This is a genomic window from Arthrobacter zhaoxinii (assembly GCF_024385505.1).
In the GTDB taxonomy this organism is placed as follows: domain Bacteria; phylum Actinomycetota; class Actinomycetes; order Actinomycetales; family Micrococcaceae; genus Arthrobacter_B; species Arthrobacter_B zhaoxinii.
In genome coordinates, this window is record NZ_JANFLT010000001.1 from 736,010 (window position 1) to 753,193 (window position 17,184).

Sequence of the window (17,184 nt, forward strand, 5' to 3'; positions counted from 1 at the left end):
CCGGCCCACCTGTGGCCGCCGTCGCACTGCCCCGGGGGCGCGGCGCGTCCCTGCTAGAGCACTCCTTTCCGCGCCTCCCCGAGCAACAGGTAGCCCAGATAGACGCTGCCCAGGGCCGCCGTGAAGATCCCCACGGGCAGGGCCGCGCCAATGTCGATCTGCTGCACCGTGAAATCGGACAGGGTCAGCACCAGAGCCCCCACCAGCGCCGGGGCAACCACGCCCGGAGAGGAGACACCGAGCAGGCGCAGGGCGATCTGCGGGGCAACGAGGGCAACGAAAGCAACGGGGCCGCAGACGCTGACGGCCATGGCAGCCAGCACCACGGCCAGGAGGATCGCGATCGTCCGGGTACGGACCACCCGGACGCCGAGAGCCTGGGCCATATCGTCCCCGAGGGACACCAGGTTCAGCTGCCGCTGCAGCGCCGCGGCGGCGGGCAGCACCAGGACCAGCGCGACGGCGATGGTCACCACGTGGGACCAGGACCGGGAGGCCAGGGAGCCGTTGAGGTAGAAGGCGAGGGTCTGCGCCTGCTGCTCCCCCACGGTTGTCATGGCCAGTGAGGTCAGGGCGGTCGCTACGGCGGAAATGCCGATGCCCGCCACAATCAGCTTCCCGGGCCGCGCGAAACCGCGGCCGGTGCTGAGCCAGACCAGTCCCACTGCTATGCCCCCGCCCAGGACGGCGGCAACCGGCACCGGGAGATAGCCCGGCCACAGCGTGGTCGCGGCGGCTCCGGCAGCCGCTCCGCTGGTCAGCCCCACCACCTCCGGGCTTCCGAGCGGGTTGCGGGTCACGGTCTGGAACAGGGAGCCGGCCACGCCGAACGCGATACCTGCGCCCACGGCGGTCAGGAACCGGGGGCCGCGCAGCCGTTCGAGCACAAAGGAGGCGCTTCCCTCCGGCGGCGAGACGGCGAGTCCGAACAACTCGCCCCAGCTCAGTCCCAGGTCACCGGCGGTCAGGGTGAATGCCCCCACCAGGATCAGTGCGGCGGTAAGAAGGAGGGTGGTTGCAACGCTGCGCCTGCGGTAACGGAAACTGATGTTCTTCCCGATTCGGGCGGTGCGGGTCTGCGATGCGGGACGGGACCCGGAATCGGTGCGGGCGCCGCTCATGCCACGGCCCGCATCCGGCGGACGGCCAGGATCAGCAGCGGTGCGCCCAGGAGGGCGGTGATAACGCCGGTGAGCACTTCACCGGGCTGGGCCACCAGGCGGCCTGCGACGTCGGCAAAAAGCAGCAGGGCCGGGCCGACGACGGCACTCAGGACCAGCAGCCAGCGGTGATCCGGTCCGGTGAAGCTGCGCACAATGTGCGGCACGGCGAGGCCCACGAAGCCGATGGGTCCGACGGCGGCGGTCGCCGAAGCGCAGAGCACTGCAGCGGCGAGGGCGCCGGTGATCTTGGCCGTCTGCGGCCGCAGGCCCAGCGAAGCTGCAGCCTCCTCCCCCAGCGCCAGGGCGTTCAGGGAGCGTCCGGTGGCGAGCGCCGCAGCCAGTCCCACCAGGAAGAACGGCAGGACATCGTAGGCCTGCTCCATGGTCCGTCCGCTCAGGGAACCGACGGCCCAGAACCGGTACATGGTGAACACCTCGGGCCGGGTCAGGGCAATGGCCTGGATGAAGGACATCAGCACCGCGGAAATCACCGTGCCGGCCAGAACCAGACGCACGGGCGTGGAACCGCGTCGGCCCGAGGCAAGTCCATACACCACCAGCACGGTGAGAAGGGCGCCGGGGAGGGCAACCCAGACATTCGCGCTTGTGGTGCCAAGACCGAAAAAGGCCATCCCGGTGACCAGGGCCGCGGCGGCACCGGCGTTCACGCCGAGGATGCCGGGATCGGCCAGCGGGTTCCGGGTCAGGCCCTGCATGATGACTCCGGCCACGGCAAGGGCCGCACCGGCGATGAGGCCAAGGACGGTCCGCGGCACGCGGCTGGCGACCACGTCGTCGGCGTAGGTGCTGCCCGTGCCGGTGATTTCCGTCCACAGTGACGCTGCAACTTCCGCGGGGCTCAGCTGATGGGCACCGACGGCCAGGCTGGTCACGACGGCGAGGAGCAGCACTCCCAGGCCCGCGGCCAGCAGGGCGGTCCCCCGTCCGGCGCTCAGCAGTGAACGCCGAAGAGCGGCCGGTGCATCCGCACCGGCCGCTCCCGGGTGTCCGGCTCGTGCCGGAACCTCAGCAGGCGCCGAACTAGTCGACCTTGGCAACTGCTTCTTCGATCATCGGCTCAAACCGGTCCAGGACCCACGGGACGCTCAGCGGGGTCAGGAAGCTGGAAGCCATGCCTACCTGGCGGTCAAGGTTACGCACCACGGAGCCGCGTTCCACGGCGGGGATCTGCGCGAACAGGCGCTGCTCTTCCGTACGCTGCTGCTCTGCTTCGTCGTTGTACCAGGTGAACAGGACGTCGACGTCCGTCAGCTTGGCTGCGTTTTCGAGCCCCAGTTCCGAGGTGAAGCTGCCTTCACTCGAGGGAATGTCCTTGACGGCCGGATCCACGGTCATCCCCAGCGCGGTGAGGATATCCACCCGCGCGTCACCCTCGTTGTACAGCACAAGGGAACCCGGGGCGCCGCCGCCCCAGACGTAGGCGAAGGTCTTGCCCTCGAACTCAGGGTGTTCGGCTGCGCTGTCGGCCAGTGCCTGCTCGACGCCGGCAACTGCTTCCTCTGCTGCCTCCGGCTCGCCCAGCGCCTTGCCGATCACCGAAATGTGGTCATCCCAGTCGATGTTCCAGGCCTTTTCCGGGTAGGCAACGGTGGGGGCCAGGTCGTTGAGGATGTCGAAGTCCTCCTGGGTGATGCCGGAGTTCGGGGCCAGGATCAGGTCCGGTTCCAGTGCCACAATGGCGTCGATGTCGATGTCCTGTCCGCCGGTGAACGTGGCGGGGAAATCGTCTCCGCGCTCCTCGATGGCTTCGCTCACCCACGGGTAGTTGCCGTGCTCGTCATTGCCCCAGGTGACCTCTTCGACGCCCACCGGCGTGGTGCCCAGCGCGACGGCGGTGTCGGCCGAACCCCACCCGAGGGTGACCACGCGCTGGGGCTTCTGCTCAATGGTGGCCTCTCCCAGTGCCGACTCGATGGTTACCGGGAACTGCTCCGAAGCTTCCCCGGTCGAATCGGATGCCGGACTCTCTGCGGCATCGGCGCCGCAGCCGCTTAGGGCCAGCAGGACTGCCGGGACTGCCAGCAGGGCAGCGAGCGGAGCTCTTTTCATGGTTTTCCTTTCAGAGGGACCGGCCCGCCGTACGGCGGGCCGGTCATAACAAAAACTTGGGGCCGGAGCGGTTAGGACAGCTCGGCACGGCCCTTGCGCCAGTAGCCCATAAAGGCCACCTGCTTGCGGTCAATCCCGACGTCACGCACCAGGTAGCGGCGCAGGCCGCGCACCACGGCGGCTTCACCGGCAATCCATGCGTAGAAGGGAAGGGCTCCCGACGGCGCATGCGGGTTCCGTGAGGCTTCCACCACGGCCGGGTCCAGCCGCTGCGGGGTTTCCCAGAGGATCGCTTCGTCCACGTTGACTTCCTCGGGTTCCCGCAGGGTCGGGCTGGGACGGAACGGGGCGCCGTCGGTGGTCTCGACTGATGCCCAGCCGGGCAGCGCGACCACTTGGCGCACCGCGGCGTCGAGCAGTTCACCGTGCGGCCGGGCGCCGCGGGCGAGCCAGATCATCTGCACGTCGGAGTCGGTGCGGACCTCCTGGCGGTCCCCGCTGGAGGGGATCTCCATCAGGGCGTGGCCGGTCACGTCTTCCGGCAGTGATTCCAGGATCGCGGTGATCGCCGGAACAGCCGTTTCATCCCCGGCGAGCAGCACGTGCCGGGCCATGCCGGGACGCCATTCGATGCCGCCGTAGGATTCGGCGGTGACGCACTGGGCAACGTTGGGGCCGATGACGCAGACCCGGTCCCCCGGCACCGCTGCGGCGGCCCAGCTGGAGGCCGGCCCGCCCTTGCCGTCCTCGTCGAAGTGGAGGACGAAGTCGACGTCGATTTCGGGTTCCGGTCCGGAGCAGCGGGCACCGCGGACGGTATAGGTGCGCATGCAGCCGCGCGTGGCCGGGTCCAGTTTCAGCCAGTCCTGGTACCAGCCGGCGTCGAGCGTGGACAGGTCCGGGAGCGGCAGGGAGGTGCCGTCGGCGTCGATGCAGGGCACAATCACCTTGATCCGCAGGTCGTGGGTCTGTCCCTGCACACCGAAATCGGCCAGGCAGGCTCCGGCGAAGGTGATGCGCTGGAAGTTGGCACCCAGCCGGACAATCCGCTTGACCTCGACGTCGAAGGACATCACGGCGGCGGTGCTGCGTACCCGGCGGGCCGGGCGCGCGGACGCAGTGCCGGCGGGGTCGACGGAAGCGGCAGCTGCGCCGTTTACGGAGCGGACGTGCGTCATGATGCGGCCTCCATGGGCTCGTTGATGCCGGATCGACGCTGGCCGTCCCCCGGGTTGGGCAGGTAGCCAGAGGGCTTTTCCGGTTCCGGCTCTGCTTCCGGTTCCGGTGCGGCGCTGTGGTGGCGTCCGAGCGGGACGACCATCGGGGTGCCGGAGACAGGATCCGGAATGACACGGGAGGCCAGCCCGAAGACCGTGCTGACCAGTTCTTCGGTGACGACGTCGGCCGGGGCGCCTTCCGCGGCAATCCGTCCGTCCTTCATGGCCACCAGGTGATCCGCGTAGCGGGCGGCCAGGTTCAGGTCATGCAGGACTATGGCCACGGTGGTGCCGGCACGCCGGTTCAAGTCGGTGATCAGGTCCAGGACCTCGATCTGGTGGGTAACGTCCAGGAACGTGGTGGGCTCGTCCAGCAGCAGGATGTCGGTCTCCTGGGCCAGGGCCATGGCGATCCATACCCGCTGGCGCTGGCCGCCGGAGAGCTCGTCCACGTTCCGCCCGGCCAGGTCCACGGTATCGGTGGCCGCCAATGCGGCGGCAACGGCTTCGTCGTCGGCGGCCGTCCACTGCCGGAACCAGCCCTGGTGCGGGTAGCGGCCGCGGCCCACCAGATCCGCCACGGTGATCCCTTCGGGTGCCGTGGGTGTCTGGGGAAGCAGCCCCAGCGTGCGGGCCACCTGCCGGCTCGGCACTGAGTGGATGTCCTTGCCGTTGAGGTAGACGGTGCCTCCGGCCGGCTTCAGCAGCCGGGCCAGGCCCCGCAGCAGCGTGGACTTTCCGCACGCGTTGGCGCCGACAATGATCGTGATCCTGCCCGCGGGCAAGGTAAGCGAGAGCGAGTCCACCACTTTGCGCTCGTCGTATCCGAGCTCCAGCTTTTCAGCGGAAAGCAGGTTCTCCATGTCAGCCTCCTTGGCCTACGCGGTTTGACGTGACCAACAGCCACAGAAGAAAAGGTGCCCCGAGGGCGCCGGTCACGACGCCCACCGGCAGGGTGACGCCAGGGATGAGGTTGGCGCCGACGAAATCCGCCGCAAGGACTATGCAGGCGCCCACCAGGCCGGCGGTGAGCAGGGTGGCCTCCCCGTGCATCAGCCGCCGCGCGATGGGACCGGAGAGGAACGCGATGAAAGCCACCGGTCCCGCGGCGGCAGTCGCGGCGGCGGCCAGGCCGACGGCCACGATAATCAGGGCCAGCCGGGCGGTTTCCACGCGGATGCCCAGGCCCGCGGCGGCGTCGTCCCCCAGTTCCAGTCCGCGCAGGGTGCGGGAGAGCACGGCCGCGGCGGGGAGGAGCACCAGCAGGAATACTGCCAGGACGGCGGCCCGGTCCCAGCTGCTGTTGTTCAGGGAGCCGTTGAGCCACACGAGCGCTTCGGACGCGGTCCGGATGTCCGTTCGAGTCAGCAGGAAGTTGACCAGGGCCTGCATAACGGCGGCAAAGCCGATGCCCACCAGCACCAGCCGGTATCCGGCCACACCGCCGCGGCGGGAAAGCAGGTAGATGGCCATGGCCACCAGCAGGGCGCCTGCCAGGGCGACGATGGACACGGTGGTTCCGGCGGCGCCGAACAGTACGATGGCGCAGACTGCGCTGGCGCTGGCACCGTAGCTGATGCCGATGATGTCCGGGCTGGCCAGGGGGTTGCGCAGCAGCGTCTGGAAGACCGCGCCGGCAATACCGAAGCCGACCCCGATCAGGGTGCCGATCACGGCCCGCGGGAGTTTGCTCTCCATCAGGATGTAGGTGGCGCCGGGAATCTGCTCACCGAAGAGGATCCGGAAGAAATCCGGAACGGTGAAGGTATAGGTCCCGAGCAACACGTAAACCGCAAAGAGCACCAACACTGCAGCGGCCAGCAGCGCCGGCGTCAGCACCCGGCGTCGTCGTCCCAGTTTCCGGGCAGCACGGACGGCGTCTGCCGCGCCGGCGGGGGCGGAGCGGGGAGTCTCGACGACGGCGTTCACAGCTCGGCCAGCTTCCGCCGGCGCACCAGCCAGATGAACACCGGGGCGCCGATCACGGCGGTGGTGACGCCGACGGGAATCTCCCCCGGGGGCAGCAGGACCCGTCCCGCTACGTCCGCACTGACCAGCAGCGCCGGGGCGAGGAGCATGGAGAAGGGCAGTATCCACCGGTAGTCCGGGCCAGTGAAGCTGCGCACCACGTGCGGGATGACCAGGCCGATGAAGGCGATGGGGCCGGCGGCGGCGGTGGCCGCCCCGCACAGCAGCACCACACCCAGGGCAGTGATCCCCCGGCTGAGCCCGACGCGCTGGCCGAGCCCGCGGGCCACGTCGTCGCCCAGGCTGAGGCCGTTCAGCGCGCGTCCGGCGCTGACAGAAATCAGGGCACCGGCTGCCAGGAACGGCAGTACCGCAACGATGGTGTCCCAGTCGCGGCCGGACACGCTGCCCACCTGCCAGAACCGGAAGGTGTCCAGGGTCTGCTGGCTGGAGACCAGCACGGCACTGAGCAAGGACATCAGCCCGGCGCTCAGTGCAGCGCCGGCCAGGGCCAGCTTGACCGGGGTGGCGCCTTCCCTGCCGAGGCTGGCGACCAGGTACACCACGACGGCGGCCAGCGCGGCGCCGGCAAGGGCGAACCAGATGTAGCCGGTGAGGCGGGTGACGCCGAAAACATAAATGCCCAGCACCACGGCGAAGGCTGCACCGGCGTTGACGCCCAGGATGCCCGGGTCCGCCAGCGGATTGCGGGCGACACCCTGCATTGCCGCGCCGGCGAGGCCCAGGGCCGCACCCGCGAGCAGGCCCAGGACGGTGCGGGGCACACGTGAAAGGACAACCGCGTGGTCCCCGTTGGCAGGATCGAAATCGGTGAAGGCGTCCCAGACGGTGCCGGGAGCAACCGGCCGGGCGCCGACGGCCACGGATGCGGCGCAGGCAAGAGCCAGCACCAGCATGGTCAGGAGGAGATGGCCCGCACGCCGCCGGGTGCCGGGGGCTTCGGGGTCCGCCGGGACGTCCGGTCGGGAAACGCCTGACGGGCGTGCGGCAACACTCACGTAGGCACCTCCCTTGGGCAACAGGCAATTTCTTAAGTAAGGCTAGCCTATGGTCGGGGCCTTTAAGAAACGTTTATGTTGCGTATTAGGACGGTGCCGCCTGCTTAGTTTCCGGCGCCGTGCCCCGGGGCCACGCGCTCCGATTCGCGGACCGGCCCGGGGGCGGTTCCGTTCCCGAAAGGCCTGCCGCCCAGCTCCTCCCGGCTGTGCCCGGACAGCCAGTTGGCGACGTCCGGCCCCTGCGGAACAATCCCGGTGGGGTTAATGTCCTCGTGGACTATGTAGTAGTGCGCCTTGATCTGCTCGAAGTCCACGGTGTCCCCGAAGCCCGGTGTCTGGAACAGGTCCCGCGCGTACCCCCAGAGGGCAGGCATCTCGGTGAGCTTGTTCCGGTTGCACTTGAAGTGTCCGTGGTAGACCGGGTCGAAGCGCACCAGGGTGGTGAACAGCCGCACATCCGCCTCGGTGATGGTGTCCCCGATCAGGTAGCGCTGTTTCGAGAGCCGGTCCTCCAGCCAGTCCATGGCGGTCCAGAGGCGGTCATAGGCGGCGTTGTAGGCCTCCTGGGAGCCGGCGAACCCGCACCGGTACACCCCGTTGTTCACTTCGGTGAAGATCCGCTTGTTGACCTGCTCCATTTCCTCCAGGTGCTCCGCCGGCAGCAGGTCCGGCGCCCCCTCGCGGTGGAATTCCTTCCACTCGGTGGAGAAATCCAGGGTGATCTGCGGGAAGTTGTTGGTCACCACGGCACCGGTGGGAATGTCGACGACGGCGGGGACGGTAATCCCGCGCTGATAGCCGGGGACCCGCTTAAAGAAGGCCTCCTGCAGCCGCTCGATGCCCAGCACCGGGTCCCGTCCGTCCGGATCCAGGTCGAAGGTCCAGCTGCGGGCATCGTGGGTGGGTCCGGGCAGGCCCAGCGAAATGGCATCCTCCAGCCCGAGGAGCCGGCGGACAATGATGGTCCGGTTGGCCCACGGGCAGGCGCGCGCAGCCACCAGCCGGTAGCGGCCCGCCTCCACGGGGTAGCCGTCGCGGCCGTCACGGGTGATCCGGGTTTCGATGTAGTTCGTGTCCCGGGTGTATTCGGTCCCGCCGGTCACATAGGAGCCCTTGGTGCTGTGGTCTCCGGAGCTGTTCGCCTGCGCTGTTCCTTCAGTGGTCATGCCCACCAGATTAGCCCTTTTCCGCCTCCGTTCAGGGCTTCCCGCCGGGCTGCTCAAAGGCTGCCGGAAAGAGAGCACGGCGGTAGAGTCGAAGGCGAACGCCAGCAGCAGTGCAACGGAAGGACCTGGACCATGCGAGTAGCCGTTATCGGAGCAACCGGAAACGTGGGGACGGCCGTTCTGCGCCGCCTGGCCGCTGCCCGCAGCGAGCGCGGCGACCTGGAGGTGGTGGGTATTGCCCGCCGGCTCCCCGACACCTCGCTGCCGCCGTACACCAACGTCGAGTGGCACAGCGTCGACGTCGGCGATACCGGGAGCGTCGGCAAACTGACCGAGGCGCTCCGCGGGGCCGATGCGGTGATCCATCTCGCCTGGCTGATCCAGCCCAACCGCGACGAAGCCGAGCTGCACCGGGTTAACGTCCAGGGGACGGAAAACGCGCTCGCTGCTGCGGCCGCCGCGGGGGTGCGCCAGTTCGTCTGCGCCTCCTCGGTGGGCGCGTACAGCCCGGCACCGAAGGACCGGCTGACGGACGAGTCCTGGCCGGCCCGCGGCATCGCCAGCTCGCACTACAGCCGGCACAAGGGTGAACAGGAGGCCCTGCTGGACCGGTTCGAACTGGAATACCCGGAGATCGCGGTGGCCCGCCTGCGCCCGGGCCTGATTTTCTCCTCCGACGCCGGAAGCGAGATCGGCGGCTATTTCGTGGGCCGGGTGATCCCCAAGTTCGTCCTCAACAAGCTTCCGCTGCCGCTGCTTCCGCTGCCCGCCGAGTTCGTTTTCCAGGCGGTCCATGCCGATGACATTGCCGATGCCTACTGGCGGGTGGTGGACCAGCGGGCCGAGGGCGCTTTCAACATTGCCGCCGATCCGATCATCACCCCGGAACTGCTCGCCGGGGTGCTGGGCGCCAAGCGGGTCCTGAACGTGCCGGTGAAGCTGGTGCGCGCCGTCGTCGGGCTGACGTGGGCAGCCCATCTGCAGGCCACCGACCCGGGCTGGATCGACATGGCCGCCGGTGCTCCCGTCATGGACACCACCCGTGCGCGGGAAGTGCTCGGCTGGCAGCCGCGCCGCACCTCACTGGAATCCCTGAAGTATGTGCTGGACGGAATGAGCTCCGGCGACGGCGCGGCCGGCTCTCCGCTGCTCGCACCCCGGAGCCGGCGCCGCCGCTAGCGGCGGCGCCGGGCTGTGACGGGGGAGGGCCTGTGGCGGGGCGACCAGCCGGGGCCTTCCGCCGCTCGGCCGGCCGGCTCCCTAGACGGCTTCCCGGAGCGCTGCGGCTTCCACCATGCCTGCCATGGGGTTCTCCCCTGCGGAGGCCACGGCCAGCCCCAGGTCTTCTTCGAGCAGCTTGGCGTTGACCACTACCGCCAGGCGGTACGCATCCCCCGCCGCGGCGACAACCTGCGCGGAGGGATCGGTGGCATTGCCCACGGCCCAGATCCGCTCCTGGCGGGTACGCCCCAGCCCGTCGGTGACAATACAGCCGTCGTCATCCACGTCAAGGTGCCGGGTCAGGCCCTTGTCCATCTCCGCGGCCGGTTCCAGGAACAGGGCCTCGCAGGGAACGGTCCGCCCGTCGGCCAGCACCAGACCGGCCAGGGCATCGTTTTCGACACTCAGTTCCGCCACCTGGCCCGCGAGGACGCGGATGCCCATCGCGGCCAGGCCGTTGGCGTCCTCGTCACTGAGGGAAATGTCGGCGTGCAGGACCAGCACCACGTCAGCGGAGAAGGTGCGGACCAGCTGTGCCTGCTGGATGGAGGTTTCCTCCGTGCCCAGCACAGCCAGCACTTTGCCGGCGGTTTCATAGCCGTGGCAGTAGGGGCACTGCAGCACGTCGCGGCCCCAGCGGGCACGCAGGCCCTCGATGTCCGGCAGGACGTCGCGCAGTCCGGTGGCGAGGATCAACTGACGTCCCCGGAATTCCCGGCCGTCGCCCGTCCGGACCGTGCCGGAGGGCTCCACGGCGGCGACTGTCGCGTCCACGAGGTCGACGCCGTAGCCGCGGACCTCGGCACGGGCGAGGGCGAGGAGTTCGGCCGGGGGCATGCCGTCGCGGGTGGGGAAGCCGTGGACATGGCCGGCGGGGGCGTTGCGCGGCGTCCCGGCGTCGAGCACCACCACCCGGCGGCGCGCCCGTCCCAGGACCAGTGCGGCAGTGAGCCCGGCCATGCCGCCGCCCACAATAACTACGTCGTATTCGGGAGCTGTTGGTGCAGATTCAGAACTGGTCATAGGTAATTTTTACAGGACCGGGGAGGAATCATCAGCATTCTTACTATCTTGTCTAAACTTTTCCCTATGGAAGAAACCACGCAGGAAAAGCCTGCCTCCAAACTCAAGCAGGGCATCACCGGGCCCATGCTGTATTTGTTCATTCTCGGCGACGTGCTCGGTGCGGGTATTTACGCGCTGGTGGGCGAGGTCTCGGGTGAGGTCGGCGGTGCCATCTGGGTGCCGCTGCTGGTTGCCCTGCTGCTCGCGCTGCTGACCGCCGCCTCCTATGCCGAGCTCGTGACCAAGTATCCGAAGGCCGGCGGTGCGGCGGTGTTCGCCCAGCGTGCCTTCAAGGTGCCGGCCATCTCGTTCCTGGTCGGTTTCGCGATGCTCGCGGCCGGCGTAACGAGTGCTGCGGGCCTGGCGCTGGCCTTCACGGGCGACTACCTCAGCCCGTTCCTGGACGTCCCTCCGGTCCCCGCGGCCATTGTCTTCCTGCTGCTGGTGGCACTGCTGAACGCCCGCGGCATCTCCGAATCGGTACGCAGCAACGTGGTCATGACCGTGATTGAGCTTTCCGGCCTGGTTCTGGTGATCGTGCTGGTTGGCCTCATGCTGGGCAAGGGTGAAGGCTTCACGGAACAAATCACCCAGTTCCCGGTAGGCGTGAATCCGGGCACGGCGGTCCTCGCCGCATCGGTGATCGCCTACTACTCCTTCGTGGGGTTCGAGGTGTCGGCGAACATTGCCGAGGAAGTCCGCGACGTCCGCCGGGTGTACCCGAAGGCCATTTTCGGCGCCATGCTCACCGCCGGCCTCGTGTACATCCTGATCGGGCTGGCCGCATCCATTGCGCTGCCCACTGAGGACCTCGCTGGGTCCTCGGGTCCGCTGCTCGACGTCGTCAGCGCCACCGGGTTCGGCGTTCCGGACTGGCTCTTCAGCCTGGTGGCCCTGGTGGCCGTGGCCAACGGCGCCCTGCTGACCATGATCATGTCCTCGCGGCTGACCTACGGAATGTCAGAACAGGGCCTGCTTCCCGCCGTCTTCGGACGGGTGCTGCCCAACCGGAAGACCCCGTGGGTGGCCATCATCGCCACCACCGCCGTCGCCATGATCCTGACCATGACCGGCGGACTGGCCTCACTGGCCGAGACCGTGGTCCTCCTGCTGCTCTTCGTTTTCCTGAGCACCAACCTCGCAGTGATTGTGCTGCGCAGGGACAAGGTGGAGGAAAAGCACTTCAAAGCCCCGATCGTGGTGCCGTATCTGGCCATCGCGTCCTGCCTGCTGCTCCTGACCCAGCAGGACGGCACGGTCTGGCTGCGGGCCGGCGCCCTGATGCTTATCGGGCTGCTGCTGTTCGGAGCCCGGTTCCTGGCCAAGGGCAGGAACCTTGGTGCCAAGGGCCACCGCGGCCGAAAGGCTCCGGAGATCACCGCATCGGAAAAGTAGGCGGCCGGCGAGGTGCCCCCCGTGGAATCGAAACAGCAGTAGTTACCGTTTTGGAGCCGGAAAACGGTAACTACTGCAGTCTCGATCCGCAAAACGGCAAGTGCTGCACTTTCAGTTCAGGTGACCGGCCGGGCCGTTCCCTCCGGTGCCAGCAGCCACGACACAACGACGTCGCCGAGCATGGACCTCAGATGCCCGCTCAGCGGCACGGCGTGCAGGTCCCTGCCGAAGAGATAGCCGAAGGTGTACTGGTTTGCCACCTGGAAAACGCAGTAGGCACTAATAAGCAGGTGCACGTCAAAGGCGTCCACGTCATGGCGGAACACCCCCTCCCCCTGCCCCCGGGTGAGGATCTCGTCCAGCATGCCGACGGCCGGCTCCACAATCTCGCGAATCGATTCAATCTGCCGGATGAAGACACCCTGGTGGATGTTCTCAATCATGACCAGCCGAATGAAATCACTGTTGCGGACATGGTGGTCATAGGTCAGTTCGGCGAGCTGGCGGATGGCCTCAGTAGGTTTCAGGCTGCACACCTGGATGGCCCGCTCGGCCTCACGGATGCCGCTGTACGCGCTCTTGAGCACTGCGAGGTAGAGCTGTTCCTTGCTGCCGAAGTAGTAGTAAATCATCCGCTTCGTGGTGCGGGTCCTGTCCGCAATTTCGTCCACGCGCGCCCCGGAGTATCCCTGAGCGGCGAAAACCTCTGTCGATACCGCCAGGATCTCGGCTCGTGTGCGTTCGGGGTCGCGCTTTCGCAGTGTCTCGTGCTGCTGCACGGAATGGCTGCTGATAGGTCTACCGTCTTTCATCTCAGTTATGTCCCGTGTGCCAGCAGGACGCGTGGATTGTCAATCATCATGGTTTCGAGGACCGTTTCATCCAGCCCTAGTTCCCGCAGCCGCGGCAACACCCGGGTATGCACGTTTTCCATGTGCCAGTTCGGCACGGCACGCTCGCGCCACGACGGTGGGGTAATCCTGCTGAAGAAAGCAGCGTCATGCGAGAGCACAATCTGATCAGCGTACCCGCGGCTAAGGAGCCCCCACAGCACCCGGAACCGCTGCGCATCAGAGACCACATGATCCATCCCGAACCGGTCGAATCCCAGATAGGATCCGGAGTCAGCAAGGGCCATCAGATAATCCAAATCCCCGGAATCCCCCGCGTGGCCAATCACCACACGGTCCAGCGGCACTCCCATCCGGGCCAGCAGCCTCTGCTGGGCTATGCCGCCCCGGGACGGTGAATGTGAGTGCGTGGTCACCGGCACCCCGGTCTCCAGATGTGCCTGCGCAGCCGCCGCGAACACACGTTCCACGTCGGGGGTGATGCCCTCGGCATCGGAGAAGACTTTCAGCATGCCGGCCCGAACGTCGGTGCCGGCTATTCCCTCCCGGATATCCCGAAGGAAGAGCTCAACAAGCGGATCTGCCGAGTCCACCAGGCCGCCGGGACCATGGGTCCGGAAGAACTGCGGCAACCCGTCGGCGGTGTAGTAACCCGTGGCGGCTACCAGCCGTACCGGGCTGCGCCGCGCCACGCGCAGCACACGTGCAACGTCGCGGCCCAGCCCGGGCACTGTGAGGTCGACGACGGTACGCACTCCGAGAACGTAAAGCCGCTCGAAACCAGCAACGGCCTTCTCCACCGCCTGCTCCTCGTCCCATTCGGGATGGGGCAGGTTGAGGTCGAGTTCGGGATGCCCTACAAAAACATGCTCGTGGATGAGGGTAGTCCCGAGCTCATCCGCTGGGATGTCCCCGGTGAAGGTTGGCACGGTGCGCGTCGCCGTCGTCGACCCCACGGCGGTTAGTCAGCCGTAGCGCGGATTGACTCGAACACTGCCAGGGAGTCTCCGGTGTACTCCCCCTCCAGATGCTCAAGGGCTGCGCTGCGGAAGGCGTCCACGTCAACGTCCTCGACGATTTCCCAGGCGCCGTCGGCCTTCCACTGGGCCAGCGTTTCGGCCTCGTCCTCCTCCACGCAGGTCGTCACCTCCGTGACTGCCTTCTCCACGGCGGCGTTCACTGCCTCCCGCTGTTCTTCCGAGAGGTCGTCCCAGACCGGCCCCGCAATGATGAGGTTCGTGTTGAGCTGGTGGTTCGTCATGCTCAGGTAGTCCTGCACCTCGGCAAGGTTCTGCGCCTTGATGTTGGTGATCGGGTTTTCCTGACCGTCCACGGTGCCCTGCTGGAGCGCGAGGTACAGCTCTTCATAGGCCACCTCCGTGGCGGATGCGCCCAGGGCTTCTGCGTTCATCAGGAACTGCGGTGAACCGGGGAAACGGATCCGCAGGCCCTCAAGGTCGGCAGGCTCGGTGACGGGCTTGTTGGCAGTGAACTGCCGGGCACCTGCGGACCACGCGCCCAGGGTCTGGACACCTGCGGACTCGGCAAAACCGTCAATCACGGTCTGCGATTCGTCGCTGGCCATAAACGCGGCAAGGTGGTCGGAATCCTCGAACACGTAGGCCGCGTCGAGGACACTGATCGGCTCGTAGACCGCCCCGAGCGCCGACGCTCCCTGGATATCGATGTCGATGTCCCCTGACGCGACGGAGGAGATACGGTCCGCGTCGCCGCCAAGCTGGCTGGACGGGAAGATCTCCACCGTCACCCCGACGTCGGCCGCCGCTACCTCGTCAGCGATGACCTGGGCTCCGCAGCGATGCTGCGGCTGGTCCTCGTTATAGCTATGGGCCAGGGTGAGCTCGATTTCCTCTCCTCCCCCGCCTCCGCCTTCGGATTCGGATTCCGTATTGCCGCCTGAGCAGCCGGCCAGCATCATTGCCGGCAGCACCGCCAGGGTGGCCAGGGCCAGGTGCCTGCGTCGTTGTACCTTCATGGTTTTTCCTCTCATCGGTTTTGCGTATCTGTTGCTTTGGGGTTCATCGGTTTAGAGACCCAGCCAGCCAGGAAGCACCTGCAGGGCCTGCGGGAAGGCGATAATCAGCGCCAGGATCATCAGGAACGGGATGGTGAACGGAAGCGATCCGCGGAAGACCTCGCCGATCCGGGTCCTGGACACCGCCGAGACAACGAAAAGCACCGTTCCCACCGGAGGCGTCAGCAGGCCGATCATGAGGGCGATGATGAGCAGCACGCCGAAGGAAATCGGGTCCACCCCGTACTGCACCGCGATCGGCATCAGGATGGGGACCACGAGCACCAGGATGGCGGTCGCGTCAATGACGGTGCCCAGCACCAGTGCAAGCAGGACCACCAGGATCAGGAAGACCGTGGGATTGTCGGTGAAACCGAACATCGCCTCCGTCAGCATCTGCGGCAGCCGCTCCCGCGCGAGGATGTAGCCCAGCAGGGACGCGCTCGCGACAATCAGCATGATGCCCGTGGTAGTGAGGACGGTCTCCCGGATGGCGGCAAGCAGTCCTGCCAGCGAAAGGCTGCGCTGAACGATTCCGAGCAGCAGCATATACATCACGCCGACGGCGGCGGCTTCGGTGGGGGTGAAGAACCCGCCGAGGATGCCGCCGAGAATGATGATCGGCGCGAGCAGGGGCAGTGCCACGCCTTTGAGCGAGGCGGTGAACTCGGCCTTGTCGAAGGTGCCCCGGACGATGTTGGGCTGCCGCCGTACCAGCACAAAGACAACTATGCAGAGCCCGAGGGTCATGGCCAGTGCAGGCAGCACGGAGGCTGCGAACAGCGCCCCGGTGGAAACAGCAGCAAGCCCGGAGAAGATGACCGCCGGAATGCTCGGCGGCATAACCGGCGCAATGAGCGATGAAGACGCAACGACGCCGGTAGCGAAGCGGCGGCTGTACCCGTTGCGGAGCATGGCGGGAATTTCCACCTTGCCCAGCGCTGCGGCGTCTGCGACGGCGGATCCGCTCATCCAGGAGAAGCCGAGGCTGACGCCCACACTTACATAGCCGAGGTTTCCTCGCACGGAGGCAAAGGCAGCCATCGCAAAGCGGAACAGACGGTCGGCTATTCCGGCGTGGTTGGCCAGCGCACCGAGCAGGATAAAGAGGGGCACGGCAAGCAACGGGAAACTGTCGGCGGCGTTGGCTACCTCGCGCAGTGCGCTCCCGGAAGAGCGCCCGTTCGCCAGCATGTACACCAGTGACGGACCGAGGAACGCGATTGCCACGGGGACACGGATGATGAGGAGTACGGCAATGGCGAGGCCGAGGAGGGCGAGCATCACAGGACTGCCCCCGTGCTCTCGTCGGTGTCGTATTCCGTGAGCATCGGCCCGTTCTTGGCCACGAGCACGGCGGCGATCAGGGCCCGGACCGCGAGGCTTATGACTCCGATAAGCACCGGGATGTAGACCCATGACATGGGTATCCCGAGCACGGGGGATTTGATGATCTGCTGCGAGTCAATGAGTGCGAATGCCTCGATGGTCAGGCCAACGCCGGTAGCTGCAACGACCAGAAGCGCAACGACCTGGACCCACCGCACCACCATCTGGTTGGGGATGGCGTCCACGATTTCCAGCGCGATATGCCCGTTGGTGCTGACGAGCACGCCCGCTGCCGCGAAGGTCAGCCAGATGAGCGCAAAGCGGGCCAGCTCGCCGGTCCAGGCGAAACCCCCTCCGGGCAGGTAGCGCTGCAGCGCCTGCAGGAACACCATGGCCAGGATGGTGATGAGCGCAACCGCGCCGATGACTATTTCAATGCGGGTGATAACCGCCGCGATTCTTCCCCACCGCCCTGGTTCTCCGGGTGGTGGCTTCTGCTTGTCCGGCACTTGACTCCTTCGTCAACAACGTCGGCAGCCCTGCCGATCGTTTGTAACTTACTAGTTAATACATTGTGAGACAACTCACGTTTTGGTAACTCCCGGCACGGCCCTGCACGCAGAAGCGCCCCGGACCAAGATCGGAAGAGCACACGTCTGAACTCCAGTCACGACACTACATCGCG

16 protein-coding genes are annotated in these 17,184 nt (G+C 67.0%); 2 read left to right on the forward strand and 14 right to left on the reverse strand.

Annotation, left to right across the window (positions count from 1 at the left end; genetic code table 11):
* Positions 1–53: 53 nt before the first annotated feature.
* From NNX37_RS03465 to NNX37_RS03500, 8 genes are all read right to left on the reverse strand, one after another.
* Positions 54–1,121: a FecCD family ABC transporter permease gene (locus tag NNX37_RS03465; protein WP_255790863.1), complete on the reverse strand. Its 1,068-nt coding sequence runs from the start codon at positions 1,119–1,121 to the stop codon at positions 54–56.
* A complete protein-coding gene (locus NNX37_RS03470; protein WP_255790864.1) occupies positions 1,118–2,221 on the reverse strand; it encodes a FecCD family ABC transporter permease in 1,104 nt (367 codons plus the stop codon). The genes NNX37_RS03465 and NNX37_RS03470 overlap by 4 nt, the downstream gene beginning before the upstream one ends.
* A complete protein-coding gene (locus NNX37_RS03475) occupies positions 2,205–3,233 on the reverse strand; it encodes an ABC transporter substrate-binding protein (protein ID WP_255790865.1) in 1,029 nt (342 codons plus the stop codon). Before NNX37_RS03475 ends, NNX37_RS03470 begins: the two co-directional genes overlap by 17 nt.
* Positions 3,234–3,304: 71 nt before the next feature.
* Complete coding sequence (locus tag NNX37_RS03480) at positions 3,305–4,306, reverse strand: siderophore-interacting protein (RefSeq protein ID WP_255790919.1); 1,002 nt, start codon at positions 4,304–4,306, stop codon at positions 3,305–3,307.
* A 101-nt stretch (positions 4,307–4,407) separates the two neighbouring features.
* Positions 4,408–5,313 (reverse strand): ABC transporter ATP-binding protein, encoded by a 906-nt coding sequence (locus tag NNX37_RS03485; protein WP_255790866.1) that lies wholly within the window; start codon positions 5,311–5,313, stop codon positions 4,408–4,410.
* A gap of 1 nt (position 5,314) precedes the next feature.
* Positions 5,315–6,379: a FecCD family ABC transporter permease gene (locus tag NNX37_RS03490; protein ID WP_407079913.1), complete on the reverse strand. Its 1,065-nt coding sequence runs from the start codon at positions 6,377–6,379 to the stop codon at positions 5,315–5,317.
* Entirely contained in the window at positions 6,376–7,335 is a 960-nt protein-coding gene (locus NNX37_RS03495) for a FecCD family ABC transporter permease (protein WP_304659119.1), read from the reverse strand. Before NNX37_RS03495 ends, NNX37_RS03490 begins: the two co-directional genes overlap by 4 nt.
* 206 nt (positions 7,336–7,541) lie before the next feature.
* On the reverse strand, positions 7,542–8,603 hold the full coding sequence (locus NNX37_RS03500; RefSeq protein WP_255790868.1) for a glutathione S-transferase family protein: 1,062 nt from the start codon (positions 8,601–8,603) through the stop codon (positions 7,542–7,544).
* Between the two features lie 132 nt (positions 8,604–8,735).
* Between NNX37_RS03500 and NNX37_RS03505 the strand changes: the two genes are divergently transcribed.
* Positions 8,736–9,782, forward strand: a complete 1,047-nt coding sequence (locus NNX37_RS03505) for an NAD-dependent epimerase/dehydratase family protein (RefSeq protein ID WP_255790869.1) — start codon at positions 8,736–8,738, stop codon at positions 9,780–9,782.
* A gap of 81 nt (positions 9,783–9,863) precedes the next feature.
* Here the strand turns inward: NNX37_RS03505 and NNX37_RS03510 are convergent, their stop codons facing one another.
* Positions 9,864–10,847, reverse strand: a complete 984-nt coding sequence (locus NNX37_RS03510; protein ID WP_255790870.1) for an NAD(P)/FAD-dependent oxidoreductase — start codon at positions 10,845–10,847, stop codon at positions 9,864–9,866.
* Between the two features lie 66 nt (positions 10,848–10,913).
* Here NNX37_RS03510 and NNX37_RS03515 point away from each other — a divergent pair, with 66 nt between their 5' ends.
* Positions 10,914–12,284 (forward strand): APC family permease, encoded by a 1,371-nt coding sequence (locus tag NNX37_RS03515; RefSeq protein ID WP_255790871.1) that lies wholly within the window; start codon positions 10,914–10,916, stop codon positions 12,282–12,284.
* Between the two features lie 116 nt (positions 12,285–12,400).
* Here the strand turns inward: NNX37_RS03515 and NNX37_RS03520 are convergent, their stop codons facing one another.
* From NNX37_RS03520 to NNX37_RS03540, 5 genes are read right to left on the reverse strand one after another with little or no spacing between them, the layout of a single operon-like run.
* Positions 12,401–13,096, reverse strand: coding sequence for a TetR/AcrR family transcriptional regulator (locus NNX37_RS03520; protein WP_255790872.1), 696 nt, complete (start codon positions 13,094–13,096; stop codon positions 12,401–12,403).
* 5 nt (positions 13,097–13,101) lie between these two features.
* On the reverse strand, positions 13,102–14,091 hold the full coding sequence (locus NNX37_RS03525; RefSeq protein WP_255790873.1) for a phosphotriesterase family protein: 990 nt from the start codon (positions 14,089–14,091) through the stop codon (positions 13,102–13,104).
* Positions 14,092–14,096: 5 nt separating this feature from the next.
* Positions 14,097–15,131 (reverse strand): DctP family TRAP transporter solute-binding subunit, encoded by a 1,035-nt coding sequence (locus tag NNX37_RS03530; protein WP_255790874.1) that lies wholly within the window; start codon positions 15,129–15,131, stop codon positions 14,097–14,099.
* 51 nt (positions 15,132–15,182) lie between these two features.
* Positions 15,183–16,454 carry a TRAP transporter large permease gene (locus NNX37_RS03535; RefSeq protein ID WP_255790921.1) on the reverse strand — a complete coding sequence of 424 codons (1,272 nt, stop codon included), beginning with the start codon at positions 16,452–16,454 and terminating at the stop codon, positions 15,183–15,185.
* A complete protein-coding gene (locus NNX37_RS03540; RefSeq protein WP_255790877.1) occupies positions 16,454–17,008 on the reverse strand; it encodes a TRAP transporter small permease in 555 nt (184 codons plus the stop codon). The genes NNX37_RS03535 and NNX37_RS03540 overlap by 1 nt, the downstream gene beginning before the upstream one ends.
* Between the last annotated feature and the right edge of the window lie 176 nt (positions 17,009–17,184).

What these genes read in the sequence shown, in the direction of transcription:
- NNX37_RS03465 (WP_255790863.1), bottom strand. Translation starts at nt 1,121, where the DNA reads ATGAGCGGCGCCCGCACCGATTCCGGGTCCCGTCCCGCATCGCAGACC.
- NNX37_RS03475 (WP_255790865.1), bottom strand. Translation starts at nt 3,233, where the DNA reads ATGAAAAGAGCTCCGCTCGCTGCCCTGCTGGCAGTCCCGGCAGTCCTG.
- NNX37_RS03480 (WP_255790919.1), bottom strand. Translation starts at nt 4,306, where the DNA reads ATGTCCTTCGACGTCGAGGTCAAGCGGATTGTCCGGCTGGGTGCCAAC.
- NNX37_RS03485 (WP_255790866.1), bottom strand. Translation starts at nt 5,313, where the DNA reads ATGGAGAACCTGCTTTCCGCTGAAAAGCTGGAGCTCGGATACGACGAG.
- NNX37_RS03495 (WP_304659119.1), bottom strand. Translation starts at nt 7,335, where the DNA reads ATGCTGGTGCTGGCTCTTGCCTGCGCCGCATCCGTGGCCGTCGGCGCC.
- NNX37_RS03500 (WP_255790868.1), bottom strand. Translation starts at nt 8,603, where the DNA reads ATGACCACTGAAGGAACAGCGCAGGCGAACAGCTCCGGAGACCACAGC.
- NNX37_RS03505 (WP_255790869.1), top strand. Translation starts at nt 8,736, where the DNA reads ATGCGAGTAGCCGTTATCGGAGCAACCGGAAACGTGGGGACGGCCGTT.
- NNX37_RS03510 (WP_255790870.1), bottom strand. Translation starts at nt 10,847, where the DNA reads ATGACCAGTTCTGAATCTGCACCAACAGCTCCCGAATACGACGTAGTT.
- NNX37_RS03515 (WP_255790871.1), top strand. Translation starts at nt 10,914, where the DNA reads ATGGAAGAAACCACGCAGGAAAAGCCTGCCTCCAAACTCAAGCAGGGC.
- NNX37_RS03520 (WP_255790872.1), bottom strand. Translation starts at nt 13,096, where the DNA reads ATGAAAGACGGTAGACCTATCAGCAGCCATTCCGTGCAGCAGCACGAG.
- NNX37_RS03530 (WP_255790874.1), bottom strand. Translation starts at nt 15,131, where the DNA reads ATGAAGGTACAACGACGCAGGCACCTGGCCCTGGCCACCCTGGCGGTG.
- NNX37_RS03535 (WP_255790921.1), bottom strand. Translation starts at nt 16,454, where the DNA reads ATGCTCGCCCTCCTCGGCCTCGCCATTGCCGTACTCCTCATCATCCGT.